This window comes from Pseudonocardia cypriaca, assembly GCF_006717045.1.
GTDB classification, from domain to species: Bacteria; Actinomycetota; Actinomycetes; order Mycobacteriales; family Pseudonocardiaceae; genus Pseudonocardia; species Pseudonocardia cypriaca.
Genome location: NZ_VFPH01000003.1, coordinates 554,229 through 576,230, shown reverse-complemented (window position 1 = coordinate 576,230; position 22,002 = coordinate 554,229). Strand labels below are relative to the sequence as shown.

General features: G+C 73.5%; 1 protein-coding gene (cut by both window edges). It reads left to right on the top strand.

All 22,002 nt of this window come from inside a single coding sequence — locus FB388_RS34470, GNAT family N-acetyltransferase, on the top strand. Of the gene's 59,778 coding nucleotides, 17,719 precede the window and 20,057 follow it; the stretch shown corresponds to coding positions 17,720-39,721 (codon 5,907, partial, through codon 13,241, partial); the first complete codon in view begins at nucleotide 3. Both the start codon and the stop codon lie outside the window.

Here is a 22,002-nt window from a genome sequence, read left to right as displayed (position 1 = left end):
CCGAGGCGCTGGGGCTGGACGTCGAGGACGTGCGGGACCTGGTGCGCAACGAGGTCGTGGCCGCCGCTGCCGGGATGAGCGTCCAGGAGCTGCTGCAGCGGGTTCGCAACCAGGTCGTCCTGTTCGGGCAGGACCGCTGGGACCTGATGGAGCTCTGGGAGTCGGTGCCCGAGGAGTTCCTGGCCCAGGCGGTCGGGCTGACGGTCGAACAGCTGCGGGAGCGGATCGACGACCGGCTGGCGGCCACGGGGCTGGACCCGGCGGATGCGCGGGATGCGGTGCGGGACGAGGTCCTCGCGGAGACGGCCGGGATGAGCATCGAGGCCCTGCGGCGGGCGGTCCGCGACGAACTCGTGGACGATGCGGACTGGCTGAGCCCTTCGGACATCGTGGAGTGGCTGCCGGAGCAGGTCATGGCCCAGATGGCCGGCCTGGATCTCCACCAGCTGCACCGGCGCATGCGCGACCGCACGATCGCGCGGGCGGAGGCCGAGCTGGGGGCCACGACGCTGCGCCAGGCGGTCGAGACGATGCTGCGCGACCGGGGTGCGAACACCGGTCTGTGGCAGCAGGTACGCGACGCGCTGCGCGCGGTGCAGGACTTCGACCTGCACCCGGCCGAGCGGGCGGCGCTGTGGCAGCGCGCGGACCGGATCGAGGAGTTCATCACCCACCTGCCTGCCCGGCACCAGGAGCGGGTCTACCGGGTGCTGGTCGGGACCGGGATCACCTCGCTGGCGCAGCTGGCCGCGCTGTCCCGCGACCAGCTCGCCGACCTCGGCCTGCCGGCCGGCACGATCCGGGCGATCCGCCGGACCATCGCCCAGCTCGGGGCCCGTGGCGCGGTGCCGGGGCACCGGGGAGACACCCGTGACCGGCACGTCGCCGCAGAGCTGGCCCGAAACCTGGAGTGGGGCCACGAGGAGCTGCTCACAGCGCTGCACATCGCGGCGGGGCAGGCTCGTGACCCCAACCGGGCGGCCACGTTCGGCTGGACGTACCGGATGCGGCTGGGGAGCGGGGTCGCCGAGCTCGCGGTGCTCGCCGACGGGCTGCCGGAACCCGCCCGTGCCCTGCTCGTGCGGGCCCGGGAGGGCACGCTCACCGAGCCCGAGCTGGCCATGCTCGTCTCCTACGGGTCCGGCTCGCTGCGGATGGCGCAACCGGCCCAGGCCCGCCAGGTGGGCGAGATGAGCCAGCACGTGGCTCTGCTGGTGCTCGACGCGCACGTCGGGCGGCACGGGCAGGCCCCGATCGGGCCTGCGCCGCAGCAGCGGCGGTTCCCCGCTCGCGTCGCGGCGGGAGCGGGCACGCTGACCGGCGCCGCCGGAGCCGGACTGGCGGTGCTGACCGGCACGGGCGCGCTCGGCATGATCGCACTGGGGCTGGCCGGAACGGCGCTGGCCGGCGCGGTGGTCGCCATCGTCCACCTGGTTCGCAACCGCGGCCCCCCGGCCGAGGGGCGCCTCCCGACACCCACCGCCAGCGGCATGGCCGCGCGGCGGTGGACGGACCGGGTCCTCATCGGCAGTCCGCTGCTGATCGTCCCGGTTGCACAGCGCCCGGCGCTGATCACGCTGGCCGGCGCGGCCCTGATCGGGTTGCCGCTGTTCCTCGGCGGCGTTCCCGGGGCGGGCCTGCTCACCCTCGGCGCGGCGATCGTCGCCGGCATCCGGCTGTTGAACGGCCTGCTGCAGGTGCTGAAGGCCCGACTGCCGATGCCGGCGGGCAAGCGCGCCGGGAGGTCCGGTCCCGCCGGCCTCCAGCCGGACGTGCCGCGCGGGTTCACCGGTGCGCTGACGACGGCGAGCCCCGTGCTGGGCACGGCCGTGTGGCTGGCGCTGACGGGGCACGGCTTCGTCGCCCCGCTGCTCGTGGTGATCGGCGGGGTGGCCGCCGCGACGGCGATCGTGGCGATGCACCGCATGGGCGCGTCGCAGCCGCGCGGTTCGCCGGCCATGGCGCGGCGGATCGGCACGGCCGCCCTCGTCGCGACCACGTTCCTCGGCATCCCGGCGGCTGGGCTGTGGTGGGTGCTCGAGCACGGGCTCACGCACCCGGTGACGCTGGTCGGCGGCGGTGTGCTCGTCGCGGCCGCGATCGTCCAGGTCTACCGCTGGACGCACCCGGCACCGCGCGGTTCGCCGATCCCGGGCCGCCTGGCAAGGCGGATCGGCACCGGCGCAGCCTCCGCTGCGTTGCTCGGCGTGCTCGGCCTGTCGATGGCGGGCGCACTGGCGCACCAGCCGGAAGCGCCGGTGCGCGACCAGAACCCGGTCGTGCAGCTCGACGTGACCAACGTCAGCGCGGGAACGGTGCTGAACCTGCCGGCACCGGCCGCTCAGGGCGCGCCGGACCGGGCCGGGCGCGAGGTCGCCACGCAGCCGGGCGACACCGTGGCGCGGCTCGCCGACGGCCTGGGCACCGACCCGGCGGCGGTGCGGGCGGCCATCCGCGCGAAGAACCCCGACCTGGCCCTGCCGGCGAGCGATCTCGCTCCGCTGCCCGTCGGGACCACGTTCACGGCTCCCACCGGGACCGGGAACACCTGGAAGACCCAGAGGGACGACAACCTCACGTGGATCGCGCACCGGTTCGGGCTGCGCGACTGGACGGACATCGCCGATGCCAACCGGGACCGGCTCGCCGGGCGGGACGAGGACCTCATCCACCCGGGCGAGAACTGGAAGGTGCCCGGCGCGCCGACGCCGACGAACCCGACGCCGACGAACCCGACGCCGACGAACCCGACGCCGACGAACCCGACGCCGACGAACCCGACGCCGACGAACCCGACGCCGACGAACCCGACGCCGACCAGCCCCGCCCCGACGACCGGGCCGACGACGGGCGCACCGACCACGGGTGCCCCGACGACGGCGCCCACCGCCGGACCGACGACATCGCACACCCAGACGCCGACGACCGGGCCGAGCACCGGTAGGCCGTCGGCGTCGCAGACGACCGGCCCGTCGGCAACGCAGACACCGGGTCCGAGCACCGGCCCGACCGGGCAGCCCGGCATCCGCGGCCCGCCGCCGGCGATCGGGCAGATCCTGTTGCTCGCCGCCGGTGGGTTCCTGGCCGCGGTGGCGGCATGGTTCGCGCTTCGTCCGTTGCTGGGCCTCCTGCGCCGGAAGCTGGGCGGGGCGTTCGGCTGGACCACCGGTCGTGGCAGCGGGCCCGAGCCCACTGACGCCGAGCTGGCCTACCAGCGTGCCCTGGACGACAGCGCGAAGGCACAGACCGAGCTGGCGAAGGTCTCCGGCTGGGTGCCGTGGCTGGTGATGTGGGTGCGCGCCGACGGCCTGCGGAGCGAGCTGCTGGTCTACAAGCAGGTCGGCAAGGCGGTCGGTATGGACTGGCGGGAGGTCCGGGCGCTGGACCGGCAGCGGCATCGGCCGGGCCCGCAGACGGCGGGCGGACCGAACCCGCCGGCGCCGCTCGCTCCGGAGATCCTGGAGATGAGCCCGACCCAGGCCCTGAACGCGGTCCGGGCAAAGGTCGAGCAGCTGGCCGCGAAGGCGGAGACGGCGACCGTTGCCCTGGGCGTGGCGAAGGCGGACCTGGACAGGGAGCGCGCCGCCGCCGCCACGAAGGCAACCGGTACGCCGGGTGGCGCCGCGAGCGGCCTGCGCAAGCCGCACGGCTCGAAGCTCGACGAGTCGACGTTCCGCCGCTGGCTGGTCGGCGTGCGCATGAGCGGTGACGAGCGGGCCAGGCTGGCCGACGAGCTGCGCTCCCAGACGCTGCCCACCCAGACCGGGCTGCCGGCCGAGCTGATGCCGCTGTGGCAGCAGGCCGCCGCCGAGCTGGTGGACGGCGTGCGCGACGGGCCCGCCCTGTCCGAGCTGCTGGCGCGGTACCCGCGTGGTCCGCCGTCGGTGGAGTTCCACTGGATGTTCGCCCCGATCGTGGACCGGAGCACCGGGCTGGTCGCGGACGCCGGGCACAAGCGGAGCGGCGACGGCACGCTGCACGTGTACGTCAGCGACACCGGGACGGCCGCGGGCGTGCTGCACGAGCTGGTGGAGGCGCTGTTCGCGCCGTGGGCAGGCTTCACGCCCGCGCAGGCGCACGCCATCGCGGTGCTCGCCGAACGCGGGGTGGTGGACGCGGCGCAGCAGGGCGGCTCCTGGCTGACCGCGCGCGCCCGCCGCGAGATCGAGCAGCTCGCACGCGAACGTCGCATCGACGCGCTCACCGTGCTCGTGCGCGGGTACGACGACGTGCGCCGCGGCATCCTCGAGGAGTTCGAGGGCCAGCCCGCCTGGCGCAACCTGCTGCTCGGCTACGCCGACGAGTTCCACACGCTCGCCGAGGAGACGCTGCGCCCGCTGGTGGACACCTACCTCCGCAACCGGAGCTGGGCCAGGGCCAGGGCCTTCCTGCCGAGCATCAGGCGCACGCTGGTGGCGGCGGTGAATGGCGCCGCCGCTGACACCGGTCTGGACGCGGCCGCGGACGAGTTCAACCGCGCCGCCGAGCAGCTCGACAACGCGGTGAACGCGTGGACCGGTCGTGCCGACCTGGCGGCGTTCGCGGTCGCGGCGCTGCGCGCGGCGGACGCGACGCTCGCCGAGGACACGGCGATCGAGATGGCCCGCGTGCTGCTGGACCTGCCGGCTTCCGTGGTGGCGCACGCCGTCCACGGCGGTCGCGCGGCCGCGCCGCCTGCGCACTGGAACCCGGAGGTCGCGGCGGCCGAGCAGCTCCGCGCCATGATGGACACGCGCCGGGGTGCCTTGGAGGACAGCAGCGAGCGGGTGGACCGGACGCTGCGGGTGTTCGGCGACACGCTCGTCCGCGAGGACCCGACCGGGGCCGACCCGGGCTTCTACCAGGTCGTGGCGGGCGCGGTCGTCGAGGCGTCCGGGCGGGGCATGTCGAACTTCCGCATCCACAAGTCCACCGGGATCGACTTCGCGACGGTCTCGGCGATGACGGGCCGGATGGAGCCGAACCCGCGCGAGCGGATGCCGATCGTCGACAAGTTCATCCAGACCTACGTCGCGATCTGGGCATGGGCGAACCCGCAGGCCGCTCCGCCGCGCGAGTACCGGGCGGCCGCGAACTCCATCGACACCCGTGACCTCGGGGAGCTGGAAGCACGGCTGGTCGCACTCGGCGTGGAGGAGCGGGCCGCGGCCCTCGTCGGCAAGGAGCGCCGCGCCCTCGGGCTGCTGTGGGACACCCACCTGCACCACAACGACTACTCCGACCCGCGCTACACCCGCATCGCCAGCCAGCTGGCCTACATGCGGGCCGCGGGCATGCAGGGCGTGGTGATCCTCTCGCCGATCCCGCAGCGCGGCCGTGGCGTCTTCACCGCGGGCTCGGGCTCCTTCTACTACGCGCAGATCGGCGTGGTCCGCCTCGGCGTCACGTTCGGCGTGCCGATGCTGACCATGCACGGCAAGTTCCCCGACGTCCGGCTGTTCGACGGCGTCCGCGACCTGCGCAAGAAGGACGAGGACCTGGGCTGGCGGGCGATCCCGGGCATCTCCGGTGCCCGGGTCGACATCCCGGGCGCGCGGGGCTACCTGCACGCGATGCTGATCACGCACCCCGACCTGGCGTACGCCGTGGCCGAGACCACCTTCGCGAAGGAGGGCGTGACCCGCCTGCTGGGCCGTCAGGCCGCGCACGTGCTCAACCCGGACTACCTGGCGTACGCCGGCAAGCTGATCGACGCGGCCCGGCACGTCAAGCGCTCGCTGGGCAAGCACCACATCAGCCGCAGGTACCTGGTGGAGCTGGCACCGGGCCTGGCCGAGGTGTTCCCGGCCGGCGGTGGCGGCACCACCCTCGACCCGGTCGCGCTGCTCGAGCGGCTGAACGAGAACCGGCACCAGCTGGAGCAGCTGCTCAACGAGGTCTCGCTGCCGAGGAAGGCGAAGAGCCTCGCCCGCGCGGCGGCGAAGGCGTACCGGTCCGACACCGGCGAGCTGCAGATGTACAGCCCGCACACCGAGGAGCTCCTGCGGGCGTCGCAGGAGACCGGCCAGATGGTGATCATCCACAACGACGCCGGTCTGGCCCGGTTGGGCATCGACGGTCTCTACAAGGCCGGGCAGACCGACGAGCGCTACCTGATGCCGCTGATCGGGCTGCTGCGCAAGTACCCCGGGTCGAACGTGGTGATGGCCCACCTCGGGCTCGGCAAGTGGACCACGTTCTCCGACACGCACCTCGACGTCATCGACTGGATCCTCCAGACCTTCCCGGAGGAGCAGGTCAACTTCGACGTGTCGTGGAACGACCTGGCGCAGCACATCAAGGCGAGCGCTGCGACCCGCAAGCGGTTCGTCCAGCTGGTACTGGCCCACCCGAAGCGGTTCCTGTGGGGCTCGGACTCGGTGAAGGCGCCGACGCCCGACAACTACGAGCGGCACTACCACGACATGACGCCGCTGTTCGAGGAGATCGAGTCGAAGCCGGGCGGCGAGCGGGCCGTCCAGCTGATGCTGCACGGCAACGCCGCCCGGGTGCTCGGCAACGCCCGCCGCCGCGGCGAGCAGTGGGCGTACAACGAGATCACCTCGGGCAAGTGGACGCCGTTCCTCGACGCGCTGCCCGACAACCGCAGGCAGTTCGTCCTCGACTGGGCCGATGACCAGAGCGGTGCCGGTCGGGTCGCGACCCGCCGTGCGGACGGCGCGATCGTCGCGGACGGCCCCGGCAACTGGCGCGAGCACGAGCAGATGCAGTCGTTCCTCCGCTGGCACTGGGCTGTCACCGGCAAGGTCGTCGCGGGCAAGGACACCCTGCGTCTGCGGTGGCGCGCGCTGCGGTTGATCGCACTCGACGCGAAGATCGTGCTCAGCGAGCGCCTCACCCAGCTGGCCCTGTGGTGGAAGGAGCGCGGCGGGCTGCGCCCGGCCGACGACGCCGCTGTGCTCGGCGTGGACTACACACCCGAGGCGATCGTGGCCGCCCAGCAGGTCGACGTGATCACCGGCACCAGGGCGGGCGGCCCGGACCGTCGCGAGTGGATGGACAAGGTGCTGGCCGACGTGGACGGCACCCAGCGCGACGCCAACGCCACCGAGCGCAAGCTCGGCGAGCTGCGCAAGGAGCTGCGCAAGCGGTTCCGCGTCAACCTCGCGATCGGTGTCGGCCTGATGGCCACCGGGGCGTGGCTGGCCTGGTTCGGACCGCTGCCGGAGCTGGTCCCGGCTGGCGTGTTCGCCATCTCGAACAGCATTGCGTTCATCGCCCGCGGCACGATCACCGTGACGCGGACCGGGCACGGCCAGCAAGCGCGGGTGTTCGGCGAGTCGATCATCGAGCGGGGGCGCATCGACCTCAACGTGATCGCCTGGCAGGCCAACCTGATCCGCAAGTACCTGCCCGACGAGCTCACCCGCGTCGTGGGCAGGTCGGACCCGGACTTCGTGGCGGCCAAGCTCGCCGAGTTCGACCGGCTCACCGACGAGTTCCTCAGGCTGGCTGCCGCGATCCGCTACGCGCCGCTGAACGGGGTCTCGGTGGCGGCCCGGCAGAAGCTCGCGGTGGCCGAGTACTCCACCTACCAGGACCGGATCAGCCGGTTGATCGGCGCGACCGCCAACTCGATCGTCGGGCTGAACCCGCACTCCGGGATCACCGGCCGGCTGGTGCACACCACACTGGCGACGACGTTCGCGGTCAACCTGATCGGGCACCTCGCACTCGCGGTGACCGCGGGTGACCCGCTGACGTTCATGGTCAACGCCGCGTACGCCGTGTCCGACGCCATCTTCGGGCTGCACGCCGTGGCGGGTGCCGCGAGCGGCTGGGCCGGCTACGACATCAGCACCCACCCGTGGTTCCGGTTCATGGTGCAGGTGCCCGGCTTCCTGGTGCTGACGACGGCCAACTTCCTGCTCGGCATCCAGTTCGCGGTCGACGGCCACATCATCCCGGCGCTCTCGGCGATGGTGCTGACCTTCACCACCGCGTACGTGCTGAACCGGGGCGTGGCGCTGGAGCTGAACCTGGGCCGCCGGGCCCCCAAGCGCGGAGCCGCGGCGAACTTCATGATCGGCTCGTCGCTGATCGCCCTCGGCCTGATGAACCTGAATGCAGGAAACGTGGAGGTGCAGCTGATCGGGCTCGTGATCGGGGCCTCGGTGCCGATCGTCATCGTGGTCCGCGGCCTGGTGGAGCGGTTCGCCGGCCTGATCCCGCGCCGCGAGGTGCCGGCCCGGTCGCTGCCGGGCCGCCCCGGTGGCCCGCCGTCGTCGGGGCCGCGTGGACCCACCGGGCCGACCGGACCCAGCGGGCCGACCGGACCCAGCGGGCCGACCGGGCCGGGCGTCGGTCCGGCGGGGCCGGGTGCCGGGCCGGTCGCCGGCCGTGCGCGTCCCGGGCGGGTCGCACGCGTGGCGGCGGCCGCGGGCGTCCTCGCGGTGCTGCTGCTCGGCGGCCCGCTCGACAACGGCGCGGCGAAGGGTCCGCCGCCCACGGCGCCGTCGACGAGCGCGCAGGCCACTCCGGGTGCGGGCCAGACCACGGCGGTGGCGCCGAGCACGGCTGCGCCGAACACACCGGCGAGCGGGACGGCGCAACCGGTCGGCTCCCCCGCGACGGCCCACCCGCAGAGCGGCCGGCCGACGATCCGTGCGCCGCCCGCGACCGGGGAGCCCTCTCCGTTCGGCCGGATCCTGCTCGTCGTCGGCGCGCTGGCCGGTGCGGTGGCGGCGTGGTTCGGGCTGCGCGCGTGGTGGCGGCACCGCGCTGCGCGCGGCGGGCCGGCCGGCGTGTCCGACCCGGACCTGGTGATCCGCCGGGCCACCGAGGCCGACATCGATGCGGTGGTGCAGCTGCGCCTCGAGCGGGCCGACTGGCTCGCCGCGCGCGGCTCGGACCAGTGGACCGGCGGCATCACGCCGAGCACCTGGCGGGCAAGGGTCGCGGAGTCGGTGCGGGCCGGGCGGACCTGGATGGCCACCACCCGCGACGGCACGGTGCTGGGCACCATCGCGATCGACTTCGAGGCGACGCCCGGGATGTGGACCGCCGAGGAGCTGGCCACCGCGGTGATGGTGCACCGGCTGATGGTCAGCGTCGACGCCGCGGGCCAGGGGGTGGGTGCCGCGCTGCTCGCGCACGCCGACCAGATCGCCATCGACTCCGGCCGGGAGTGGGTGCGGCTCGACGCGTGGACGACCAACGCCGAGCTGCACCAGCTGCACCTGCGGTTCGGGTTCACCTACGTGCGCACCGCAACCGGCGTCGCCACCCGGTCGGCCGCGCTGTTCGAGCGCAGGGTCGGGGTGGCCCGGCCGTTCGAGCACACCGCGGCCGGCCGCGGGCACGGCCACAGCCACGGGCACGACGAGCCCGAGGTGCCCGACGTGGCCAAGGGCACTCCGGTCGAGCGCGAGTGGGCACGGCTGGGGCTGGCGAAGGCGGCCTGGATCGCGCTGCCGGTGCTCGCCGTGGCCGCGGCGGCCGGCGTCGTCATCGGCGTCCTGACCGGCTCGGGAGCGGTGCTCGCCGACGCGTTCCACAACCTGTTCGACCTGATGCCCGGCCTGCTGGCGATCGCGGCGGCGCGGATCGCGGCGAAGCGGTTCGACACCGCCGCGGACCGGTCGATCGGGATCGCCATCCTGGTCAGCGGGGTGCTGATCGGCGTCGACGCGATCACCGGGACGCACCACCTGACCGGGTCACCGTGGTGGGTCGTCGGTGGCGGCGTGCTGGGTCTGGCCGCCAACGGGGTGGGCTTCTGGCTCTACAAGAACACCGGCAACAGCACGGGCAAGGCCTCCGCCGCGCACGCGCTGTCCGACGCGTTCGGCTCCTTCGTGGTCGTGCTCGGTGGCGTGGCGGCGCTGGTCGGCCTGCCGGCGGCGCTGTCCGACCAGGTCGCCGCTGCCGTCGTGGCCGGGCTGATCGTGCTGATGGGCGTCGGGGTCACCACCGGCCGGGACGTCGACCTGCTCGAGCTGCTGCGCCCGATCAGGTGGCTGCGCGAGATGGGTGGCGCCGTCGCCGACCTGGTCAAGATGATCGACAGTGGGTTGGCGCACCCGCTGCGGCACCTGCGCAGCGGTGGCCGGGAGGCGTACCGGTGGTGGGCCGAGTACCGCGTCCGCCGGGTGATGCGCGGCGACGTCATCGCGCTGCCCATCGACGACCCGCGGCTGGCCCGGATCCGCGGGATGCGCGAGGCCGTGGCACTCAGCGAGCGGTTCACTGTCGTCGGTGACCTGGTGGTCCGCGTGTGGAGCCTCTGGCACCGGCCGGTCGACCACACCGTGATCGCCCTCGGGCCCGACGAGTTGATCGCGCTGCGCCGCGACGCCGCGCTGCACGCCCTCAACAGCGGGCTCTCCGCGCGTCAGGTGGGCAGGCTGCTCGGCCTGCCGCGCCGGGAGGTGGCCCGCTGGGTGGAGGCCGGGCGGGTGCCGACCCCGGCCGCGCTGGCTCACGAGGATGCACTCGCCCGCAGCGACGAGGCCGTGCTCCGGCTGCACGAGTTCACCCACGGCTCGGTGCCGTGGCTGGTCAGCAAGCTCCGTTCCACCGGCCGGCGCAGCGAGGCCGACGTCGTCAAGGCCGTGGCCGCCGCGCTGGGGCTCGGCGAGGACGTGGTGGCCGCGATCTCCCGCGACCCGGACCTGACGCTGGACCCTCCGGGTGAGCCGCTGGCCCCGGACATCCTCGAGATGACTCCGAGCCGCGCCCTGCGCGCGGTCGCGGCGCACCGCAGGCACCTGGAAGCCGCGGTGCGGAGCACCACCGAGGCGGTGCGGTCCACGCGCGCCGCGCTGGACGCCGAGAACGCCGCGGGCGGCGGCGTCGTCACCGGCGGTGCGCCGCCGGCCTCCGGGCTGCGCAAGCCGCACGGCTCCCGGATGGACGAGACCGGGTTCGCCGGCAAGCTCCGCGGCCGGGGCCTGTCCCCGATCCGGCGAGCCACGCTGGGCGACCAGCTGCGTGCCGGTGGCACGTTGCCCGTCGGGCCAGGCGAGCCGAGCGACCTGGTCGGGCTGTGGCGGCAGGCGGCCGCCGAGTACCTGGCGGGGGAGTTCGACGGCCCGGCGTCGTCCGAGCTGCTGCGGCGGAACCCGGCCGCCCCGCGGGCACCCCCTGCGATCGCGTTCCACCGGTTGAAGCGGCCGATCGTGGACCGGCGCATGGGCCTGTCCGCCGATGCGGGGCACAGGTTCAGCCCGGACGGCACGCTGCACATCTACGCCGACGATGCGGCGGGCGTGCTGCACGAGCTGGTCGAGGCGCTGTTCGCGCCGTGGGCCGGGCTCACGCACGAGCAGGCGCACACGGTCGCGGTGCTGGCCGAGCGCGCCGTCGCCAACCCGGCTCAGCGCGACGGTGAGCTGCTCACAGCCCGCGCTCGCCGGGAGCTCGCCCAGCTGGTGGCCGACGGCCGGGCCGACGTGCTGACCGTGCTCGTCCACGAGTTCGAGCAGGTGCGCGACCACACCCTGGTCGCGTTCGCCGGGCAGCCGCGCTGGCGTCCGGTGGTGCTGCGCTACGCCACGGAGTTCCACAACCTGGCCATCGCTGCCCGGCAGGAGGCCGTCGACCAGCACCAGCGGCACCAGCGGCGGATCCGCCGCCACGGATACGCCCCGTCGGTGAAGCGGCAGTTGACGACGGTGGTGGACACCCACAAGGCGGGCGTGGACGGCACGATCGACGCCTACCAGGCGGCCGTCACCGACCTGCGGGACCACCTGGAGCGCTGGAAGGCCCGCCGCGGCTGGGTGACGTTCGTCGTGGCGGCCCTGCGCGACGCCGACCCGGCCTTGTCCGAGCAGACGGCGATCGCGCGTGCCGCGGTCCTGCTCGAGCTGCCGGTCGTGGTCACCGAGGCCGCCGTCGCCGTCGGCAGGCCGTCGGTGGCGCCGCCGGGGTGGACCGCGGGCACGAACGTGACCGACCTCCTGACCGCACTGATGCGGGCTGCGCACGACGGCCTCCACCACGCCACGACGCGGGTGGACGAGAAGCTGGTCGAGGAGGGCGACGCCCTGGTCGCCTTCTACGACGCGGTGGAGGACGCCGTCGTCACGGCGTCCGAGAACGGCATGTCGAACTTCCGGATCCACAAGGCGACCGGAATCCCGTTCGACACGGTCGCCGAGATGACCCGGTTCCCGGAGGCGAACCCGGGCGAGCGGCTGCGCTGGGTGGACAAGTTCATCCCGGCCCGGGCCGCGCTGTGGGCGCGTTGGCGCACCCTGGTGACCGGCGCCCCGCCGGTGGCCGCGGAGTACGGGGCCTCCGCCGCGTCGATCGACACCAGCGACGTCGAGCTGCTGCGCGAGCGGCTGGTCGAGCTCGGGGTCGAGCGGAGGGCCGCCGAGCTGATCGGCAAGCAGCGCCGCGCGCTCGGGCTGCTGTGGGACACGCACCTGCACCACAACGACTACTCCGACCCGCGCTACGTGCGGATCGAGAACCAGCTGAAGATGATGCGCGGTGCGGGCCACCAGGGCGTGGTGATCCTCTCGCCGATCCCGCAGCGGGGCATGGGCCTGTTCACCGCCGGGTCGGGCAGCTTCTACTACGCCCAGATCGGCGTCTACCGGCTGGGCATCACCTTCAACATCCCGATGCTCGCCATGCGCGGCAAGTTCCCCGACGTCCGGCTCTTCGACAGTGTCCGGGGCCTCGACTCGAACCTGCGCTGGCGGGTGGTGCCGGGCATCTCGGGGGCACGGCTGGACATCCCCGGAGCACGCGGCTACCTGCACGCGATGCTGATCACGCACCCGGACATGGCGTACGCGGTGGCCGAGACCACGTTCGCGAAGGAGGGCGTGACCCGGCTGCTCGGCCCGCAGGCAGCGCACGTGCTCAACCCCGCGTACCTGGACTACGCGGGCAAGCTGATCAAGGCGGCCGAGGTCGTCAAGAAGTCGCTGCGCGGCGGGCTCATCACCTTCGCCCACCTGCGCGACGTGGCGCCGGGGCTCGTCGAGGTGTTCCCGGCCGACCACGCCGGCACCAGCCTGAACCCGCTGGAGCTGATCGAGCGGCTCAGCGCCAATGTCGGCGGCCTGCGGATCCTCCTGGGGGACCTGTCGAAGCACCGGCTGGCCGACACGCTTCCCGATTCCGCGCCCGACATGTACTCCCCGCACACCCGCGAGCTGCTGCAGGCGTCGTCGGAGACCGGCCAGATGGTGATCATCCACAACGACGCGGGCCTGGCCCGGCTGCGCGCGGACGGTCTCTACAAGGCGGGCCTGCCCGACGAGCGCTACCTCGTGCCGCTGCTCGGGCTGCTGCGCCAGTACCCGAACGCCAACGTCGTGCTCGCGCACCTCGGCACCGGCAAGTGGACCACCCTGTCGGAGAACCACCTCGAGGCCATCGACTGGGTGCTGCGCACCTTCCCCAAGGAGCAGGTCAACTTCGACGTCTCGTGGAACGACCTCGCCCAGCACATCTACGCCAGCGAGGCGATCCGCAAGCGGTTCGTGCGGCTGGTGCTCGGGCACGAGGACCGGTTCCTGTGGGGCTCGGACTCGGTGAAGGCACCGACCGAGGACAACTACGAGCGGCACTACCACGACATGACGCCGCTGTTCGAGGAGATCGAGTCGAAGCCGGGCGGCAGGCGGGCCGTCCAGCTCATGCTGCACGGCAACGCCAACCGGGTGTACGGCAACGCGCGCCGCCGCGGCCAGCAGTGGGCCTTCGACGAGATCACCTCCGGCCAGTGGGACGACTTCCTGCGTGCCCTCCCCATCAGGCGGGAGCAGTTCGTCCGCGCGTGGGTGGAGGAGCAGCGCGCCGCCGGGCGGACGAACGACGCGGACCACGTGCTGATCGGTCCCGGCCATTGGCACGCGCACGAGCAGATGCGCTCGATGCTGCGCTGGCACCACGCGGTGACCCCGGACGTCGTGGAGGGCCGCAACACCTTCGGCCTCTACAAGCGGGCGCTGCAGCTGGCGGCCTCCGAGCAGGTCGCCAAGGTGGCGGGCCGGCTGGACCGGTGGGCCGACGCGTGGCTCGACCGGCAGGGCCTGCGCCCGGCGGAACGGGCCACGGCGCTCGGCGTCGACTACAGCGTTCAGGCCATGGTGCTCGCCGCGCAGGTCGACGCCGCCACCCGCACCACCGCGGGATCGCCGGACCGCACCGAGTGGATGGACGCGGTCAGGGACGACGTGGAAGCCACCCAGAAGCAGGCGGTCCAGAGCGAGCGGGACATCGCCGAGATGCGCGCGACCCTGCGCAAGCGCTTCCGGCTCAACATGGCGATCGGCGGCGCGCTCATGGTCGCCGGCGTGGTGATGGCCTTCGGCCCGGTGACCGCGCTCGCCCCGACAGGGGCCCTCACCATCACCAACAGCGTGGCGTTCATCGTGCGCGGCGCCATCACGCTGACCCGCACCGCGCACACCCAGCAGGCGCGGGTGTTCGGTGAGTCGCTCATCGAGCGCGGCCGGGTCGACCTGAACGTGATCGCCTGGCAGGCGCACCTGATCCGCAAGAACCTGCCGTACGAGCTCGAGCCGGTGCCGGGTCGCGGCCGCGAGGCGCACCTGCGCCACGTGCTGGACGAGTACGACCGGCTCACCGAGGAGTTCATGCGCCTCGCCGCGGCGCTGCGCTACACCCCGCTGCTGCCCGGCGAGAGGGTCTCCGACCGGCAGAAGCTGGCGATCAAGGAGTACTCGATCTACCAGGACCGGATCAGCCGGTTGATCGGGGCGACCGCCAACTCGATCATGGACATGAACCCGCACTCCGGACGGTTCGGCCGGGGGCTGCACACCACGCTCGCGACCACGTTCCTCGTCAACCTGGTCGGGCACATCGCGCTCGCCTCCACCAGCAGCGGGCTCGCGTTCTGGGTCAACGCCGTCTACGCGGTGGCCGACACCGCGTTCCTGCTGCACGCCGCCGCATCGGCGGCCAGCGGCTGGGCCGGCTACGACATCGGCGGGCACCCCCGGTTCCGGTGGATGGTCCAGGTCATCGGCTTCCCGGTGCTGACGGTGGCCAACCTGCTGCTCACCGTCCAGTTCGCGGTCGACCTGAACGTCCTCTCCGCGGTGTCCGCGGCGGTGCTCACCGGCACCACCTACTACGCCTCCCGGCTGGGTGTGGCTCTGGAGCTGTCGCTCGGCCGCAAGGCCCCCAAGCGCGGCGCCACCGCGAACTTCACGATCGGCGCCTCGCTGATCGCGCTCGGGCTGATCGGCCTCAACCCGGACAACCTGGCCGTCCAGGTCGCGAGCCTGGTGTTCGGGGCCTACGGGCTGATCACCTTCCTGGGCGTCGAAGCTCTGCGCCACGTGAGGACGACCGACACGTGGGAGCGGCAGATCAAGCCGAGGCTGCCGTTCTCGGCGGCGCGCCCGCGTGGCCCGCCGCCCGGCTCCGCCGGCGGTCGGCGCGGCGGCGCGCTCGCGGTGGAGCCGCTCGGCCCGGCCGGCGAGGGGTTCGAGGCCGCGCTCGGCACGGCCACGCCGACCCCGCTGCTGACTCGTGACGGCGGCGCGGGCGGTCTGCTGGTGCTCGCGGCGGAACTGCGTGAGCGGGGTGTCGGCGACGAGACGTTGCGCAACGTCATCGCCTACACGTTCCGGGGGCGGGTGTACGTCACCGACGAGCAGCTGGTGGTGATGCGGAGGCTGCAGGCGAAGGGTCTGTTGCCGGCGGACTTCCTGGAGCGGGTGCTCGCGCACGAGCACGCGTACCGGGTGAACCGGCCGGGCGCGGACGCGTCCGGCGAGGAGTTGGCGGCGTGGCGGGAGCGGCGCCGGGGCAGCGCTCAGCGGTTGGCCGGGCAGTGGCTGCGCGCGCTGGCGGCCGAAGCCGAGGCCGTCCTCGTACGCCACCCGGTGCTCGCGGCACTGGGCACCGACCCCCTCCCGGTGACCAGCGACCAACCCGCCGCCGCGTACGGCGAGTACTACGGCAACCCCGGCTTCCGTTCCTCCGAGGAGGACCAGCGTCGCTACCTGGCCGACCCGCCGGTCAACTCCGCACGCGCCGCGAGCGTCCACCTGCTGATCGACACGATCCATGCGCGGGGTGCGCTCCGCGACATACCGCGGGCGGACCTGCACGCGATGATCGTGTACCTGACGGCGTTCTACGCCGAACCCAATGCTGCGCTGCGCTCAGGCGACCCCGAGCAGATCAGCCGCCACGACGCCTTCATCCGGGCCGCGACCTCCGGGTTCAACCAGCTGAACGCCGTCAGCGGCACCTCCGCCTACCGGGGCATCTGGCTGTCCCAGCGGGACATCGCCCGGCTGCCCGAGACCCACCCGGTCGGCGGGCTCGTGGTCGACCCCGGGTTCGGTAGCACGGAGATCCCCAGGTACGCGCCGCCGGGCGCTGACCCGACCGCCGGGCTGCGCACTGCGTACTACAGCGAGATGCCGGTCACCATCGAGGTCCGTTCGCGCACCGGCCGAAACTCCTCCCGGGTGATCGAGTGGTTCGCCGGGGGGCGCTTCCACGAGCTCACCTTCATCCCCGGTTCCGCATTCGTGGTCCGCGATCTGCGGCTGACCCGCCTCGACAACGGCGCATACCTGGCGCACATGGTGTGGGAGGACGTCAGCGACCTGTCCCCACAGGGCGGCCGGACCCTGCGTGGGCTGCACGGCGAGCTGATCGGTGAACTGGCCGTGCTGCGCGCGTTCATCGCTCGCGCCGAAGCGCACCCGGTATCGCGCGCGGAGGCACGCCAGGTCCTCGAACGCGCCGAGCGGGCGCTCGCCACCGATCTCCCCCGGGAAGAAGCCGCGGCGACGCATGACTGCGCGCAATGCGGCGAGGTGGTCGCGCACGACCACCGGTTCTGCGAGCGGTGCGGCGCGCGGCAACCGTCCGGTGGTGCGCTGGCGGTGGAGCCGTTGGGTGCGGCTCGCGACGGTTTCGAGGCGGCGCTGGGTGCGGCGCGGCCGGTCCGGCTGCTGACTCGTGACGGCGGCGCGGGCGGTCTGCTGGTGCTCGCGGCGGAACTGCGTGAGCGGGGTGTCGGCGACGAGACGTTGCGCAACGTCATCGCCTACACGTTCCGGGGGCGGGTGTACGTCACCGACGAGCAGCTGGTGGTGATGCGGAGGCTGCAGGCGAAGGGTCTGTTGCCGGCGGACTTCCTGGAGCGGGTGCTCGCGCACGAGCACGCGTACCGGGTGAACCGGCCGGGCGCGGACGCGTCCGGCGAGGAGTTGGCGGCGTGGCGGGAGCGGCGCCGGGGCAGCGCTCAGCGGTTGGCCGGGCAGTGGCTGGACGCGCTGGCGGCCGAGCAGGCGAGCCTGCGGACGTCGGCGGCCGGGGGCATGGCCGAGCTGACCCGGATCGTCGACTCGGCGCTGTCCGCGGCGGCCGAGCACCGGCCCGGCCGGGGGTCGGCGGCAGCGCGCTCCGAGCTCACGGACGCCACGACGCGAGCGGCCCTGCTCACCGAGCAGCTCGCCGAGGTCGCGGACCCGGGGGTGCGCGCGCAGCTCGCCGGCGAGCTGGCCGTGATCGTGCGGCGGCTGGACGTGGCCCGGCGGATCCTCATGATCACCGACGACCCGTCGCTCGGCTCGTCGCCGAGCACGCTGTTGTGGCTCACCGCGTTGGGCGTGCTGCGGGACGTCGCCGCCGAACCGGTCGCCGGGGCGGAGGCATGGCGGACCACGCTGGTCGTCCGGCTGTTCCAGGCGCTGCGGCGGCCGTTCGCCGCCGCGGGCGACCCGGTCTGGGCCGCGGTGGCGGACCTGCCGAGCTGGGTGGCCGAGGCGCTCGGCAGGCCGTACTGGCTGGACGGGTGGTGGGCGCGCAAGGCGGCCATGCGCGACCGGCTCGCGCTGGCGCTGCTGATCGCGGCCACCGGCGGGTCGCAGTGGCTGGCTGACCTGCCCAAGCGCCGTCGCGGCGCGGCCATGCTGTCGGACCTGACCGAGTCGTTGCTCGGCACGACCTGGGGCCCGGCGCTCGACGAGCTCCTCGCGAACGCGCCTGACGCCGCCTGGGGCCATGACCGCAAGCTGTACCTGGGCGCGTGGCTGAGCCTGGCGCGCACCCTCGCCCGCCTGGACGGGGTTCTGGCGGCGCAGAACCTGACCGAGGACGTCCGGGCCGATCTGCACCTGCTCGCGCTCGGGAAGCCGGAGAAGGAGGCGAAGCGGGCTGCCTCGCTCACCGCCTACGAGCGGCAGCTGCGCGGGACCGTCGCCCGCGGGATCGGGAACCTCCTGCGGGTCTGGCTGTCCGGATCGCGGGCGATCCCGATGAAGCCCGGGGACATGCTGTGGAACGCCCTGGTGGAGTACAGCGCGGTGAGCAGGCATGACCTGGAGCAGCTGCTGGTCCGCTACTTCGCGGTCGTCCACCGCGGCGGGACCGCCGCGGAGGCCGCCGCGGTCGCCTGGAGCTGGTGGCACGATCTGCTCACCGTCCGGCTGGGAGGGGTGCGCCCGTGGGTGGCGCGCGAGCACGCCCCGGCCGCACTGCGCCGGACGATCGGCCGTCAGCACGTGCTGATCGAGGTGTCCACCGACCCGGTGGAGGTCCTGCACCTGGGCTGCGGGTTCGGCAACGCCTGCCAGCACCTGCTGTCCGGGGTGGAGCGGGAGTTCGCCCAGGAGAACGTGCTGCACCCGCGGATCGCCGTGATCTACGCGCGCGAGCTCGACCAGCACGGGAACATCGGTGGCCGGATCGCCCGGCTCGCGGTGTTCGTCACCGACGGCGAGATCCTCGCGCTCAGCCACGTCATGGCCGACCGGGAGGCGCGATCGGCGGAGCTCGCGGCTGCGTTCACCGAGTTCCTCACGGGATGGGCCACCGAGCTGGGCGTGGACTACCTCGTGCAGACCCGCCCGACCACCTGGTACGAGCCGCGCCTGCTGCCTGCACCCCGGGGCGCGGTCACCCGGATCCGTACCGTGCAGCTCCACCCCTACGGCAAGTGGAGCGGCGCCCGGACCGACCTCGACGCGAAGGCCACGGCGCAAGGGATCTCCGCCGACGTCTTCGCCGCGAGCCCCGGCTCGCCGGTGACCATCCCCGGCCACCGCCGGCTGCCCAGCACCTTCGACGAGACGTTCGAGGTGTGGTCCCCGCCCACGGCGCCGCCGACCACCCGGGTCCGCCCCGACACCGTGGCGTGGATGCTGCGGGAGGCGCGCGACCAGATCGTGCTGGCCCACGACCTGCTGAGCGACCCGAACGCCGACGAGTACGACCTCGAGCAGGCGGCGGAGCTGCTCGCCGACGCCGAGGCCGGTCTGGCCGACGTGACCGCGGTGCCGAGCGGCGGCCGCCAGGCCGGCCACACCGTCACCCGGTACCTGCTCGACGTCACCCGCGCGCTCGCCGAGAACCAGGCGGACCGGGTCGCCCGGCTCGACGCCGAGATCGCGGGCCGGCTGGCCGACCACCTGCGCACGGCGGGCGAGCTGGTGCTGGCCGAACGGTTCCGGTCCTTCGAGCCGGCCGTCGCGGTGCACCCCGCGCTCGTGCAGGCGATCGCAGCCGACGATCGGTTGGAGATCACCCTGGGCGCCGGGGACGCCGTGGTGGTGAGGCTCGCCGACCGGGCCGGGTTCACCCCGACCATGCAGGGCGAGCGCGACCTGTGGCGGCTGGCCGGCCAGGGCGTTCCCGCGCCGCTGCTGGTGGCCGACGACTTCCCCGCATCGACCCCGCTGCTCGACGCCCGGCTCGGCTCCTTCGAGCTGATCGAGCAGCTGTGGCGGGCCGCGGGTGCTCCGACGTTGACGACGGGCCCACTGCGGGTCCACCAGGTCGCCCGCGACGGCCTCGTGTTCTCCCTGATCGTCGAGGGTGACGAGCTCGTGCGGCTGCTGGTCGTCGAGCAGGCGGTGGCCCCGACCACCGAGCGGCACGCGTGGCGGACCCTCGCCGCGTCCCTGCCCGGCTTCCCCAACCCGCACGGGCGCCGCGGTGGCGTCGACGGCGCCGTCGAGCTCGGCACGCCCGAAGCCGTCGCGCTGATGGGCACCGGGACGCGCGTGCGCTGGGAGCTTCGCGCCGACGGCAGCCTGTGGCTCGTGCCCGGGCCGAGCACCGAGGCGCTGGTGCCGGCCGCCGGCACCGCGGTCTTCACCACGCCGGACGGCCCGCTCGTCGGCACCGAGCTGACCGTGCTCACCCGGCAACCGCGCACGTACGGCGACACCGGCGTCGAGAACCGGCTGCTCGGCCTCCTCGTCTCGTCGGCGTTCGTCCGCTACGGGCTCGCGTTCACCGGTGACCAGGCCGGCCAGGAGCACCCGGGTTCGCAGCTCGACGCGAATCCGGATGCCCGCGGCGGTGGTGACGGCGCGGCGATCCACGGCGGCTTCCTGCCCGGTGACGAACCGCTACTGCGGTCGCTGCTCCGGGAGGCGCTGCGGCGGGGCATCGCGAAGCCGGTGGACCCTGCCGAGCTGCCGGGATCCCCGCGTGGCCCGCCGGCCCGGGTGCTGCGGGTTCCCGGAGCGCTCCTGCGGGCACGCGGCCTGGTCCGGGTGGCGGATCACCTGGGCGCCTACACCCTGCACACCGCCGACGGCCCGGTGATCGTCCTCACCAACGAGATGTTCGCGCGGTTGCAGGCCGCCGGTCTGCTCGCCGAGATCCTGCGGACCGAGATCGACGACCGGGTGCTCGGCCTGCGCGACGAGGAGGCGCACCAGCGGCACGTCGACGCGGTGATGGGGCGGTTGCCCCGGCCCGCGAACGCGGAGCCCACCGCGCGCGAGGTCGAGCGGTTGACCGGCGAGGTCGTGGCGCTGCTGCGAACGAGCCCGGAGGGCGTGCTCAGCGTGCGCTACGTGGAGCGCCGGTTCGCGCTCACGCGCAACACGCTCCACTACGTGGTGTGGGTTGCCGGAGGCGACCTGTTCGTGTCGGACGACGGTTCGCGGGTGGCGCTGACCGAGGTGATGCGCGAGTGGTGGCTGGACCACGGGTTCCGAACCACCGACGCCGAGCGTGCCGAGTACCGCGAGCAGCTCGGCAAGCACCGCGTGCGCCTCATGAAGCGCGGGTTGGTCGCCCCGTCGCTCAGGCGGTTGCTCAGCTGGCACCCGGAGCTGGCCGCAGTGCCGTGGGAGGACCTGATCGCGGGCCGCGACTACACGAGGTGGGGTTCCCGGTTCAACCGGGCGCTGCGCTCGCTGAACGTCACGGAGCTGGCCAAGTGGACCGTGCACATCCGGACGTTGGTGTCCGGGCTGAACCAGCTTCCGTTCCGCGGTTGGGTGAACCGGGGTGTGCACTTCGAGAGCGTCGGTGCGGCAGCCCGGTACGCGGAGCGCTACGTGCCCGGTCGAACGGTGACCGAGTCGCAGATCGTCAGCGCCAGCAAGCGCAAGGGCTACACCCCCACGGTCAAGTTCCGGATCTTCTCGGTCACCGGCGGCTACAGCGGGTTGATCTCCAGCGTGCCCGCGCACCAGGAGGTGACGTTCCGACCCGGCACCACCTTCCACGTGCTGCGCAAGCAGCAGGACCGGCGCGGGCGGTGGACGATCCTCCTGGTCGAGGACGGCCCCGAGGGGCCGTACGCGCCGTGGCCGGGGATCCGCGACGAGGCCCTGCGCGACGCCCTGGCCGCCCGCATCGGCCGCGGTGGCAAGTACCGGTCCCTCTACCACATCGCGACCTTGAAGGACCCGCTCGAACGTCTGCTCATGAAGGTGGAGAGCGGGTCGGCGCGCCACTACGTCCTCTTCGCGGGGGCGATGGCCGCAGCCGTTGTGGTGCTGACTTCAGTTGTTCCGCCGCTGGTCATCGGATTCCCCGTCTACGTCGCGGCGCACCGGCTCGCCCGCGGGGTCGGTCAGCTCGCCCATCGCTGGTGGCTGATGGGGAGCCGCTGGATGCGGACCCGATCGCAGCGGCCTGCAGGCGTGCTGGATCAGGTGATCGGCGCCGGCCCGTTCACCGAGAACGAGCGAGAGAGGATCACCGCCGCACTGCCGAGAGCGTGGAACCTGGCTGCAGGCAAGGCGTTCGGAGGAGCGGGTGGGACCCGCACGTTGTTCCAGGCGGAGCGTTGGGTGT